The sequence below is a fragment of the Micromonospora sp. WMMD737 genome (assembly GCF_049179055.1).
In the GTDB taxonomy this organism is placed as follows: Bacteria; Actinomycetota; Actinomycetes; order Mycobacteriales; family Micromonosporaceae; genus Micromonospora; species Micromonospora reichwaldensis.
Map to the genome: position 1 here is coordinate 2,544,254 of NZ_JBMHMH010000001.1, position 12,216 is coordinate 2,556,469.

General features: G+C 74.2%; 10 protein-coding genes. 4 read left to right on the forward strand and 6 right to left on the reverse strand.

Annotation, left to right across the window (positions count from 1 at the left end; all coding sequences use genetic code 11):
* Positions 1–107 precede the first annotated feature (107 nt).
* On the reverse strand, positions 108–2,186 hold the full coding sequence (gene uvrC, locus ACN27A_RS10090) for an excinuclease ABC subunit UvrC (RefSeq protein ID WP_421451803.1): 2,079 nt from the start codon (positions 2,184–2,186) through the stop codon (positions 108–110).
* A gap of 150 nt (positions 2,187–2,336) precedes the next feature.
* Here uvrC and ACN27A_RS10095 point away from each other — a divergent pair, with 150 nt between their 5' ends.
* Entirely contained in the window at positions 2,337–3,689 is a 1,353-nt protein-coding gene (locus ACN27A_RS10095) for an MFS transporter (RefSeq protein ID WP_421451806.1), read from the forward strand.
* A 44-nt stretch (positions 3,690–3,733) separates the two neighbouring features.
* On the opposite strand, the gene ACN27A_RS10100 is transcribed toward ACN27A_RS10095, so the two are convergent.
* The 3 genes from ACN27A_RS10100 to rsgA all read right to left on the reverse strand — a co-directional run bounded on the left by ACN27A_RS10100 (position 3,734) and on the right by rsgA (position 8,738).
* A complete protein-coding gene (locus ACN27A_RS10100; protein ID WP_151456977.1) occupies positions 3,734–4,216 on the reverse strand; it encodes a Rieske (2Fe-2S) protein in 483 nt (160 codons plus the stop codon).
* Between the two features lie 214 nt (positions 4,217–4,430).
* Positions 4,431–7,373: an excinuclease ABC subunit UvrA gene (uvrA, locus tag ACN27A_RS10105; RefSeq protein ID WP_421451809.1), complete on the reverse strand. Its 2,943-nt coding sequence runs from the start codon at positions 7,371–7,373 to the stop codon at positions 4,431–4,433.
* A 312-nt stretch (positions 7,374–7,685) separates the two neighbouring features.
* Positions 7,686–8,738, reverse strand: coding sequence for a ribosome small subunit-dependent GTPase A (rsgA, locus tag ACN27A_RS10110; protein ID WP_421451811.1), 1,053 nt, complete (start codon positions 8,736–8,738; stop codon positions 7,686–7,688).
* A 170-nt stretch (positions 8,739–8,908) separates the two neighbouring features.
* Between rsgA and ACN27A_RS10115 the strand changes: the two genes are divergently transcribed.
* Entirely contained in the window at positions 8,909–9,625 is a 717-nt protein-coding gene (locus tag ACN27A_RS10115; RefSeq protein ID WP_421451813.1) for a maleylpyruvate isomerase family mycothiol-dependent enzyme, read from the forward strand.
* Between the two features lie 8 nt (positions 9,626–9,633).
* Positions 9,634–10,287 (forward strand): MBL fold metallo-hydrolase, encoded by a 654-nt coding sequence (locus tag ACN27A_RS10120; protein WP_421451816.1) that lies wholly within the window; start codon positions 9,634–9,636, stop codon positions 10,285–10,287.
* Positions 10,288–10,412: 125 nt separating this feature from the next.
* Here ACN27A_RS10120 and ACN27A_RS10125 read toward each other — a convergent pair whose 3' ends face one another.
* Positions 10,413–11,024 carry a DedA family protein gene (locus ACN27A_RS10125; RefSeq protein ID WP_421451819.1) on the reverse strand — a complete coding sequence of 204 codons (612 nt, stop codon included), beginning with the start codon at positions 11,022–11,024 and terminating at the stop codon, positions 10,413–10,415.
* A 97-nt stretch (positions 11,025–11,121) separates the two neighbouring features.
* Positions 11,122–11,805, reverse strand: coding sequence for a class I SAM-dependent methyltransferase (locus ACN27A_RS10130; protein ID WP_357579226.1), 684 nt, complete (start codon positions 11,803–11,805; stop codon positions 11,122–11,124).
* A gap of 163 nt (positions 11,806–11,968) precedes the next feature.
* Here ACN27A_RS10130 and ACN27A_RS10135 point away from each other — a divergent pair, with 163 nt between their 5' ends.
* Positions 11,969–12,172: a cold-shock protein gene (locus tag ACN27A_RS10135; protein ID WP_088961229.1), complete on the forward strand. Its 204-nt coding sequence runs from the start codon at positions 11,969–11,971 to the stop codon at positions 12,170–12,172.
* Positions 12,173–12,216 lie beyond the last annotated feature (44 nt).

Below are 12,216 nucleotides of genomic sequence, written 5' to 3' on the forward strand. Positions count from 1 at the left end.
CGCGACGTGCACCCGGCCTTCGGGTCGCACCGGGTGCTGCGCGGGCCAGGCCAGGCGTCGGCGCGCGGGCCAGGCCAGGCGTCGGCGCGCGGGCCGACGGCGGCGGGTCAGTCCGCCGCCGGGGCCTTCGCCTCGCCGCCCAGCGCGGCGAGGATCGCCTCGGCGGTGCGCCGGCCCACGCCGGGCACCTCGGTGATCTCCTCGACGGTGGCGGCGGAGAGCCGCTTGAGCGAGCCGAAGTGCCGCAGCAGCGCCTTGCGCCGCACCTCCCCCAGGCCGGGCACCCTGTCGAGCGCCGACTCGGTCATCCGCTTGGAGCGCCGCTGACGGTGGAAGGTGATGGCGAAGCGGTGCGCCTCGTCGCGCACCCGTTGCAGCAGGTAGAGCCCCTCCGAGGTGCGCGGCAGGATGACCGGGAACTCGTCGTCGGGCAGCCACACCTCCTCCAGCCGCTTGGCCAGGCCGCACAGCGCCACGTCGTCGACGCCCAGCTCGGCGAGTGCCTGGGCCGCCGCCGCGACCTGCGGCGCGCCGCCGTCGACCACCACCAGCTGCGGCGGGTACGCGAACCGGCGCGGCCGGCCCGTCGTCGGGTCGATCAGGACACCGACGGCGCGCTCGTCGGACCCGCCGGACTCGTCGGACCCGCCGGGCTCGTGGGGATCGCCGGGCTCGCGCGGCTCGCCGGATCCGTGGGGCGCGCCGGGTTCGTGGGGCCCACCGGGCGCGGGCTGCCCGGCCGGGGCGACCGGGTCGTCGGCCGGCTCGACGCCCGCCTCGCCGGTCTCGGCGCGGGCGTCGAGGTAGCGGGCGAAGCGGCGGCGCAGCACCTCGGACATGGCGGAGAGGTCGTCGGTGGCGCCCCGGATGATGAAGCGCCGGTATTCGCTCTTGCGGGGCAGCCCGTCCTCGAAGACGACCATGCTCGCCACCACGTCGGTGCCCTGCATCTGGGAGATGTCGAAGCACTCGATGCGCAGCGGCGAGGTGCGCATGTCGAGCGCCTCGGTGATCTCGTCGAGCGCCTTGCTGCGGGTGGTCAGGTCGCCGGCCCGGCGCAGCTTGTGCCGGGCCAGGGCGTCCTTGGCGTTGCGCTCGACCGTCTCCAGCAGCGACCGCTTGTCGCCGCGCTGCGGCACCCGCAGGCTCACCCGGCTGCCCCGGTGGCCGGAGAGCCAGTCGGCCAGCGCGTCGGCGTCGGTGGGCAGCGCCGGCACGAGCAGCTCGCGCGGCACGTCGGCCTCGCCCTGCTCGCCGCCGTAGACCTGGGTGCAGAAGTGGTGCACCAGGTCGCCCGTGCTCAGCTCCTCGGTCTTCTCCACCACCCAGCCGCGCTGGCCACGGACGCGGCCGTCGCGCACGTGGAAGACCTGGACGGCCGCTTCGAGGGGATCGTCGGCGAACGCGACCACGTCGGCGTCGGTGCCGTCGCCGAGCACGACTGTCTGCTTCTCCATCGCCCGGCGCAGCGCGGCCACGTCGTCGCGCAACCGGGCCGCCCGCTCGAACTCCAGCTGCTCGCTGGCCTCGGTCATCTCGCGTTCGAGCCGGCGCACCATCGTGTCGGTGCGGCCGCCCATGAAGTCGCAGAAACCGTCGACGATCTCCCGGTGCCGCTCCGGGGTGACGCTGCCGACGCAGGGGGCCGAACACTTGCCGATGTAACCCAGCAGGCAGGGGCGGCCCACCTGGCTGGCACGCTTGAACACCCCCGCCGAGCAGGTGCGCGCCGGGAAGACCCGCAGCAGCAGGTCGAGCGTCTCGCGGATCGCCCAGGCGTGCGAATAGGGCCCGAAGTAGCGCACCCCCTTGCGCTTGGCGCCCCGCATCACCTGCAACCGGGGGAACTCCTCGTCGAGGGTGACCGCGAGGTAGGGGTAGGACTTGTCGTCGCGGTAGCGGACGTTGAAACGCGGGTCGTACTGCTTGATCCAGGTGTATTCGAGCTGGAGCGCTTCGACCTCGGTGCCGACGGTGACCCAGTCCACCGACTCGGCGGTGGTGACCATCTGCTGGGTGCGCTGGTGCAGGCCCCACAGGTCGGCGAAGTAGGAGTTGAGCCGGCTGCGCAGGTTCTTCGCCTTGCCGACGTAGATCACCCGGCCGGTGCCGTCGCGGAACCGGTAGACCCCCGGTGACTCCGGGATGGTGCCGGGCGCGGGACGGTAGGTCGAGGGGTCAGCCACGGCAGCAAGCCTAGTCCGCACCCCCGACAGCTCCCCGGACGCCGCGTCCCCGCCCGCCGGCCCCCGGCAACCCGAAACTCCGGTGCCGCCGGAGTCGCTCCCCGCTAACATCCGCCACCTGGCCGGCCGACGCGGGGGGAGCACGGGGACATGGGCGCGAACCCCGCGGTACGCAGCCGAGGCGGCGCCGTCCTCGTGGCGGCGCTCACCGTCGACTCGGTCGGCAACGGGCTCTTCCTGCCCCTGTCGCTGGTGTACTTCCTGCGGCTCACCGACGTGCCACTGGCGCTGCTCGGGGTGCTGCTCAGCGCGGCGACCGTGCTCACCCTGCCGGTGCCGCTGTGGGCGGGATCGCTGGCGGACCGGGTCGGGGCGCTGCCGGTGGTCGTCGCCTCCCAGCTGCTCCAGGCCGCCGGCTACCTGGCGTACGCCTGGGTGCGGGGGCCGGTCGGCGTCTTCGTGGCGGCGGCGCTGGTCGCCGTCGGCGTGCGGTTCTTCTGGTCCGCCGTCTTCACGGCGGTCGCCGACTACGCCGACGGCAGCCCGGGCGGCTGGGCCCGGGACACCTGGTACGCCATCAGCAACGGCGCCCGTACCGCCGGCCTGGCGGTGGGGGGCCTGACGACGGGCGTGGTGGTGGCCGACGGGCGGGCCGGCACCTACCGCGCGGTGGCCTACGCGGCGGCGGCCTGCTTCGCCCTCGCCGCGGTGCTCATCGCCGCCCGGGTGCGGATCCCGCCGGCCACCGACCGCCCGGCGGGATCCGGGCGGGGCGGGTACGCCACGCTGCTGCGGGACCGCCCGTTCCTCGCCCTCATCGGCCTGAACACCGTCTTCGCGCTGAGCACCATGATGCTCGGCCTGGCCCTGCCCACGATGATGCTCACGGACCTGCGGGGCCCCGCGTGGCTGACCTCCGCCGTCCTGGCCGGCAACGCGTTCCTCGTGGCCCTGCTGTCGGCGCCCGTCGGCGCCCGCCTGCCGCAGCACCGCCGCACCCGTGCGGTCGCGCTGGCCGCCGCCCTCTGGACGCTCTGGAGCCTCGCCATGGCGACCCTCGGCCCGGGGCGCCTCGGCGTGGTGGCCGCGCTGCTGGTGGCGGCGACGCTGCTGTTCACCGTCGCGGAACTGGTGCACGCGCCGGCGTCCGCCGCGCTCGCCGCGGCCGCCGCCCCGATCGCCGCCCGGGGCCGCTACCTGGCGGCCTTCCAGTACTCCTTCGCCCTCGCCTCGATGGTCGCGCCGGCCTTCTTCGGCACCCTGTACGAGGTCGACACCGCCGCGCCCTGGCTGGTGCTGGCGCTGCTCAACGCCGTCGGCGTCGCCGGCATCCTGCTGCTGGAGCGGAGCCTGCCGCCGGCCGCCCTGCGCGAGCGGCCGGCAGCGGGCGAGGGGCCGCCGCCGGTCGAGCGGCCACCGAAGGGCAGTCGGCCGTCGGTGAGCAAGCGGCCGGGAGCGGTCGAGCGGCCGTCGGCTGTCGACGCGGGCGCCGCTGCGGACTGAGCGGGGCCGGCGGCCCGGTTCGGGTCGCCGACCGCACCCGACGGTCAGGCCAGCGAGATCTGGTCGCCGGTGACCTTGACGTTCTTCGGCGGCAGCGGCTTGGTGGCCGGGCCGCCCTTCACCGAGCCGTCCTCGATCGAGAACTTGCTGAAGTGACAGGTGCAGTTGATGGTGCCGCCGTCGACGTTCGTCACCGGGCAGCCCTGGTGGGTGCAGATCGAGTCGAACCCCTTGAACTCGCCCTCGCGCGGCTGGGTGATCACCACGCCCTGGGCGGGATAGACGGTGCCGCCGCCGACCGGGATGTCGGCCGTACGGGCCAGCGACTGCGCGCCCTGGCGGTCGCCGCCGCCGGCGTCACCGGTGCTGGGCACCGCCGGACCACCGCTGGTCGGGGCCGCCCCGTCGCCGGAGTCGTCGCTGCCGCAGGCGGCCAGGACCACCGCCGCGCCGACCGCGCCCGCGCCCGTGAGGAGGGCTCGTCGCGTCCGCGTCGCCGGCCCGGTCAGCCCCTGATCGTCACTCATGCCTCGCCCTTCTCTCGGCTGCCGCCGCCTGGTCATGATCCGCGGCCACACTCGGGTACACGGATCACTCTGCCCGACGGTTCACCTGATCGGCGACCGAGGGGCCACCCGGGGGTGGGCCGTGGGCCCGCCCCGGGTGGCCCCGTCGGCGACCCTCCCCGTGCCAGCGTGGCCGGGGCGACTGCCCGGGCCACGCGACCTTGGGAGCGTGCGGTCAGCGCGCCCCGGCCGGCGCCTTGCGGGGGCGGGTGGACTTGGTGCCGTTGGCCTTGGCCGCCCGGGAGGTGGCCGCCGCCGCGCCCTTCGCGTCGCCGTCGAGCTTGAGCACCTGGCGCAGGAAGTGGCCGGTGTGGCTGCCGCGCACCTCGGCGACCTCCTCGGGGGTGCCGGTGGCGAGCACCGTGCCGCCCCGGTGACCGCCCTCGGGGCCCATGTCGATCAGCCAGTCGGCCGTCTTGATGACGTCGAGGTTGTGCTCGATGGTGATCACCGTGTTGCCCTTGTCGACCAGCCCTTCGAGCACCATCAGCAGCTTGCGGATGTCCTCGAAGTGCAGGCCGGTGGTCGGCTCGTCGAGGACGTAGACCGTCCGCCCGGTCGAGCGCTTCTGCAACTCGGAGGCGAGCTTGACCCGCTGCGCCTCGCCGCCGGAGAGCGTGGGCGCGGGCTGGCCGAGCCGGACGTAGCCGAGGCCGACGTCGACGAGCGTCTTGAGGTGCCGGTGGATGGCCGGGATGGCGGAGAAGAACTCGGCCGCCTCCTCGATCGGCATCTCCAGCACGTCGGAGACGGTCTTGCCCTTGTAGTGCACCTCCAGGGTCTCCCGGTTGTAGCGGGCGCCCTTGCAGACCTCGCACGGGACGTACACGTCGGGCAGGAAGTTCATCTCGATCTTGATGGTGCCGTCGCCGGAGCACGCCTCGCAGCGGCCGCCCTTGACGTTGAACGAGAACCGGCCGGGGCCGTAGCCCCGGACCTTGGCCTCGGTGGTCTCGGCGAAGAGCTTGCGGACGTGGTCCCAGACCCCCGTGTAGGTCGCCGGGTTGGACCGCGGGGTGCGGCCGATCGGCGACTGGTCGACGCCGACCACCTTGTCGACGTGCTCCAGCCCGGAGACCCGGGTGTGCCGGCCGGGCACCAGCCGGGCGCCGTTGATCTGGTTGGCCAGCACCGCGTAGAGGATGTCGTTGACCAGCGTCGACTTGCCGGAGCCGCTGACCCCGGTGACGGCGATGAGCTGGCCCAGTGGGAACGACACGGTCAGGTTGCGCAGGTTGTGCTCGCGCGCGCCGTGCACCACCAGCTCCCGGTCCGGGGTCTGCGCGCGGCGCCCCTGCGGCGTCGGGATCGACCGGCGGCCCGACAGGTAGGCCCCGGTCACCGACTCCGGGTTCTCCAGCAGCGCCGGCACGGAGCCGCTGTGCACGATCTTGCCGCCGTGCTCGCCCGCGCCCGGGCCGATGTCGACGATCCAGTCGGCGGTGCGGATCGTGTCCTCGTCGTGCTCGACGACGATCAGCGTGTTGCCCAGGCCGCGCAGCCGGACCAGGGTCTCGATCAGCCGGTGGTTGTCGCGCTGGTGCAGCCCGATCGACGGCTCGTCGAGGACGTAGAGCACCCCGACCAGGCCGGAGCCGATCTGGGTGGCCAGCCGGATGCGCTGCGCCTCGCCGCCGGAGAGGGTGCCGGCCGGGCGGTCCAGGGAGAGGTAGTCGAGGCCGACGTCGAGCAGGAACTTCAGCCGGGCGTTGATCTCCTTGAGCACCCGCTCGGCGATCATCTTCTGCCGGTCGGTCAGCTCGATGCCGGCGAGCAGGTCGGCGGCCTCGCCGACGGAGAGGTTGCAGACCTCGGCGATGCTCCTGCCGGCCAGGGTGACCGCGAGCACCTCGGGCTTGAGCCGGGCGCCACCGCAGGCCGCGCAGGGCACGTCGCGCATGTAGCCCTCGTACTTCTCCCGCGACCACTCCGACTCGGTGTCGGTGTGCCGGCGCTCGATCCACTGCACCACGCCCTCGAAGCCGGTGTAGTAGGAGCGCTCGCGGCCGAACTTGTTGCGGTAGCGCACGTGCACCTGGTCGTCGGAGCCGTGCAGGATCGTCTTCTGCGCCCGCGACGGCAGGGCCCGCCAGGGCGTGTCGACGTCGAAGTGCTCGGCCGCGCCGAGGGCCTCCAGCAGGCGCAGGAAGTATTCCAGGTTGTGCCCGGTCGACCAGGGCTGGACCGCGCCCTCGCGCAGGGTGCGCTCCGGGTCGGGGACGACCAGCTCGGGGTCGACCTCCTTCTTGGTGCCCAGACCGGTGCACTCGGGGCACGCGCCGTAGGGCGCGTTGAAGGAGAAGACCCGGGGCTCCAGGTCCTCGATCGCCAGCGGGTGGTCGTTGGGGCAGGCCAGGTGCTCGGAGTAGCGCCGCTCCCGGTCCGGATCGTCCTCGGGCAGGTCGACGAAGTCGAGCAGGACGAGGCCGTTGGACAGGCCCAGGGCGGCCTCGACCGAGTCGGTCAGCCGCTGCTTCGCGCTCGGCTTGACGGTGAGGCGGTCGATCACCACCTCGATGGTGTGCTTCTCCTGCTTCTTCAGCTTCGGCGGCTCGGTCAGCGGGTGCACCACGCCGTCGACCCGGGCCCGCGCGTAGCCCTTGGCCTGGAGCTCGGCGAAGAGGTCGACGTACTCGCCCTTGCGGCCGCGCACCACCGGCGAGAGCACCATGAACTTGGTGCCCTCGGTCATCGCGAGGACCCGGTCGACGATCTGCTGCGGGGTCTGCCGGGAGATGCGCTCGCCGCAGACCGGGCAGTGCGGCTCGCCGATGCGGGCGAAGAGCAGCCGGAGGTAGTCGTAGACCTCGGTGATGGTGCCCACCGTCGAGCGCGGGTTGCGCGAGGTGGACTTCTGGTCGATGGAGACCGCCGGGCTCAGGCCCTCGATGAAGTCGACGTCCGGCTTGTCCATCTGGCCGAGGAACTGCCGCGCGTACGACGACAGCGACTCGACGTAGCGGCGCTGCCCCTCGGCGAAGATCGTGTCGAAGGCCAGGCTCGACTTGCCCGACCCGGAGAGCCCCGTGAACACGATCAGGGCGTCCCGGGGCAGGTCGAGACTGACGTCACGCAGGTTGTGCTCGCGCGCGCCACGGATTATCAGTCGGTCGGCCACTGTCCGTGTACTCCCGGGTGAAGAAGATGAGGAGGAAATGTCCGCTCCAAGGCTGGTCTGAGCGGTTGTCTGAGTGGTTGTGGGCGCGCAGAAAGGCGCCTCGGCAACTCTAGCCCCGAGGTACGACAACTTCCCTCGCCGGCACATTCCCCCAGCTCAGCCCGGTCCGCCGCGCCCGATGAAGCCGGCCCGCCGCGCCCGAGGAAGCGGGTCGCAGCGCCCGAAAAAGCCGATCCGCGGCGGGCGAAGAAGCCGGCCCTGAAGAAACGGACGGGACCGGTCGACGACCGGTCCCGCCCGTGCGTACCTCCGTCAGGGGCGGGCCGCCCGCCGCCGGCCCGCGCGCCAGCCGCCACGCCGCTGCGCGGCCAGCCGGACCTCCCGCCGCCGGCTCTCGAAGGCCAGCTCCCGCTGGAGCTTGCGCCAGCTCTCCCAGCGCCGCGCCGGCAGCTCGCCGGTCTCCAGCGCCTCGCGCACCGCGCAGGCGGGCTCCCCGTCGTGCCCGCAGTCGGCGTACCGGCAGCCGGTGGCCAGCTCGGCGATGTCCGCGAACGCCCGGTCCAGCCCCGCCGAGCCGTCGAGCAGGCCGACCGCCCGTACCCCCGGGGTGTCCAGCACGGCGCCGCCGCCGGGCACCGGGAGCAGCGCCCGCCAGGTGGTGGTGTGCCGACCCTTGCCGTCGACGCGCCGGATCGCCTGCGTCGGCATCAGCGCCGCCCCGGCCAGCGCGTTGACCAGGCTCGACTTGCCCGCGCCGGACGGGCCGAGCAGGCCGAGCGTGCGGCCGGGCGCCACCTCGGCGCGCAGCGGGTCGAGCCCGGTGCCGCGCTCGGCGCTGACGGCCAGCACCGGCACCCCGGGGGCGATCCCGGCGAGCTGGCGCGCGACGGCCTCCGGGTCGGCCGCCAGGTCGGCCTTGGTGAGCACGACCAGCGGCCGGGCGCCGGACTCGTGCGCCAGGGAGAGCAGCCGTTCGATCCGGCCGACGTCCGGCTCGGGGTGCACGGGCTCCACCACGGCGGCGGCGTCGAGGTTGGCGGCCAGCACCTGGCCGCTGGCGTCCTTGCCGGCGGTCCGCCGGACGAGGGCGGTGCGCCTCGGCAACACCGCCTCCACGGTGACGTTGCGGTCGGGCCAGGTGCCCAGCAGCACCCAGTCCCCCGCGCAGGGCAGGCGGGTCAGGTCGCGGGCGGCGGCGGCCAGGACCGCCCCGCCCAGGGTGGCGCGGACCGGGCCGTCCGCGCAGAGCACGGTGCAGACGCCGCGGTCCACCCGGGCCACCCGGCCCGGTCGGTGCCCGCCGCGTCGCGGTACGTGTGCCGCCCGCTCGGCATCCCAGCCGAGGGCGGTCAGGTCGATGGTCATGGCATCCTCATCGGTGTCGGAGCGGTTGACGCACGCGTGCTGCTGCCGGCATGGTCACCACCTCCCCGCCGTCCGGTGCCGCGCTACACGCCGACGGTAGGACGCGCCGCGACGCGCCGAAAGCGATTTCCCCGGCGACGCGGAGTCCCCCCGGCGGATAGGGTCGGTGGGTGACCACGGATCCGCTTCTGCTGACGGGCGAGGTGGACGCGGCCACGGACCGTCTGCTGCGGACCGCGGCCGCCCTCGACGACACCGACCTCGCCGCCGCCTCGCTGCTGCCGGCGTGGAGCCGGGGGCACGTCCTGGCCCACCTGGCCCGCAACGCCGACGGCTTCGTCAACCTGCTCGTCGCGGCCCGCACCGGCGAGCCGATTCCGATGTACGCCTCCGCGGCGGCCCGGGACGCCGACATCGAGGCCGGGGCGGCCCGCCCGCCCGCCGCCCACCTGGACGACCTGCGCCGCTCGGCCGTCCGGTTCGCCGAGGCGGTCGCCGCGATGCCGGTCGAGGCGTGGGCGGCCACCGTCCAGACGCGGCGCGGCCCCTGGCCGGCGGCCATGCTGGTCTGGGGCCGGCTGCGCGAGATCGAGGTGCACCACGTGGACCTCGACGCCGGCTACCGGCCGGCCGACTGGCCCGAGGCGTTCGGCCACCGCCTGCTGCACGAGGTGGTCGGCGACCTCGCCGACCGCGCCGACGTGCCGCCGATGGTGCTGCGCTTCGACGGCAGCCGGCACGAACTGGTCGTCGGCGACCGGACCGTCGCGCCCACGGTCACCGGCGCCGCCCCCGAACTCGCCGCCTGGCTGATCGGCCGCAGCCCGGGCACCGTGCTGACCGTCACCCCCGACGGCCCCCTGCCGCAACCACCGGAATGGATATAGACGACCTCATGACCTACAGCGGAGACGTCACGCCCGGCGGCGCGCCGGCCGTACGCGAGCTCGACCAGCTCACCATCACGAAGGTGTCGGTGGGCCCGATGGACAACAACGCCTACCTCCTGCGCTGCCGGGCCACCGGCGAGCAGGTGCTGATCGACGCCGCGAACGAGGCGCCCCGGCTGCTCGAACTGGTCGGCGACGCGGGGCTGGCCACCGTGGTCACCACTCACCAGCACATGGACCACTGGGTGGCGCTGGAGGAGGTGGTCGCCAAGACCGGCGCCCGGCCCCTGGTGCACGCCGACGACGCGGCCGGGCTGCCGATCGAGGCCGGGACGCTCGCCGACGGCGACAGCGTGCCGGTGGGCGACTGCGCCCTGGAGGTCATCCACGTCAAGGGCCACACCCCCGGCTCGATCGCGCTGCTCTACCGCGACCCGGCGGGGTCGCCGCACCTGTTCACCGGCGACAGCCTCTTCCCCGGCGGGGTCGGCAACACCGACAAGGATCCGGAGCGGTTCTCCGCGCTCATCGACGACGTCGAGCACAAGCTCTTCGGCCGGCTGCCCGACGAGACCTGGTTCTACCCGGGTCACGGCAAGGACAGCACGCTCGGCGCGGAACGCCCCGCGCTGCCCCAGTGGCGCGCCCGGGGCTGGTGAACCTCAGCGGGGCCGGGCGCGATCCGCGCCCGGCCCCGCTCCCCCCGTCGGTCCCCCGGCTCCCCTCGGTCCCCGGGCACCCCCGTCGGTCCCCCGGCTCTCCGCGCCCCCCGTCGGACGCCGGGTCAGGCCCCGGTGACCGCGCGCACCCGGCGCCGCGTGCCCATCAGCACCGCGCCCGCCAGCAGCAGGCCGACCGCCATGGTCACCAGCATCGGGCTGGACTCTCCCGGCAGCAGCCCGGCGAGCGACCGCGAGGCGGTGCCCAGCACCAGGTAGAGACCGGCCCAGGCCGCCGCGCCGAGCGTCGCGCAGCCCAGGAAGCGCGGGTACGACATCCGCAGCCCGCCCGCCGCCAGCGGCAGCAGCGCGTTGAACACCGGCAGGAAGGGCGCGACCAGCACCATCCGGCCGCCCCCGCGCTGGAGCATCCCCTCCGCCGCCGCCCAGCGTGCCTCGCCGATCCAGTCGCCGAGGCGGCTGTGCCGCAGGCGGTCGCCGTACCGCCGGCCGGCGAGGAAGCTCAGCGACCAGCCGGCGAGGCAGCCGGCCACGACCACGGCGAAGGTGGCGGCACCCGTGGTCGGGCCGCCGACGCCCATCGCGGCCAGGATCGCCACGTCGCCGGGAACCAGCACCCCGAGCAGCGGTACGGCGTCGAAGAGCATCACCACCCCGAGCACCCCCATGAGCAGGGTGGTGGGGAGCTCTCCGATCTGGGTCAGCCAATCCGCCATGCCCGTACGCTATGGCCGCCCGGCCACCCGGGACATCGGGTCCGATCCCCCACCGCCCCCTGGTATCGGGCTCGGGGTCGACCCTGAGAGCCCGAGGTCACCGGGGGCGCAGCACCTGCACCCGGCGCACGGTCGAGTCCACGGCGGGCTCGGTGGTCGGCACGGGGTAGCTCGCCACCGTCGCCAGCACGCCTGGCGGCAGGTGGCCCCGCCCGGGATCGCCCACCAGCACCTCGGCGCCGCCGGCGGCGGCCCGGCGCAGGAAGGGCAGCACCCGCGCCGCCATCGTCGCGTCGTAGAGGACGTCCCCGGCCAGCAGCAGGTCCACCCCGTCGAGATCGCTGTCGAGCAGATCGCCGCCGGTGGTCGCGACCGTCACGTCGTTGGCCCGGGCGTTGACGGTGACCGCCGCGACCGCGTACGGGTCGATGTCGTTGGCGACCACCCGCTCGGCGCCGGCGAGCGCGGCCGCGATCGCCACCAGGCCGGACCCGGCGGCGAGGTCGAGCACCCGGCGGCCGGCGGCGAGGTCGGGGTGGTCGAGCAGGTGGCGCGCGAGGGCCTGGCCACCGGCCCAGACCGAGGCCCAGTACGGCGCGGGCAGGGCGTGCCCGGCCTGCGCCTCCATCCGGGCCCACCAGACGATGGCGTCCTCGGCCAGGTGCAGCCGGACCTCGGGGACGAACGGGATCCGCACCAGCCGGAGCCGGTCCAGCCCGCCCCCGGGAGCGTCGATCTCCCGCTCGATCTCGGTCAGCGCGTCGGCTGTGGCACCCCTCATCGGGGCAAGCATGCCCCAGCCGACCTCGCCTCGCCCGGCTTTCGCGTCGCCGCGCCGGGAGTTCGGCCAGCGGATCGGGGTTCGGCCGGTTACTCTCGGGGTGGCACCGGGCGATCATCGGTCGACGACCGAGGTTCACCCGCTTTGGAACAGGGAGAGATGCATGGCAACCGGCACGGTTAAGTGGTTCAACTCGGAAAAGGGCTTCGGCTTCATCGAGCAGGATGGCGGAGGGCCGGACGTGTTCGTCCACTACTCGGCCATCGCGTCGAGCGGTTACCGGGAGCTGAACGAGGGCCAGAAGGTCGAGTTCGAGGTGACCCAGGGTCAGAAGGGTCCGCAGGCGGACAACGTCCGTCCGCTGTAGATCCCGTGCCGGTGGCGGCGGCCGACTGACGGCCGCCGCCGCAG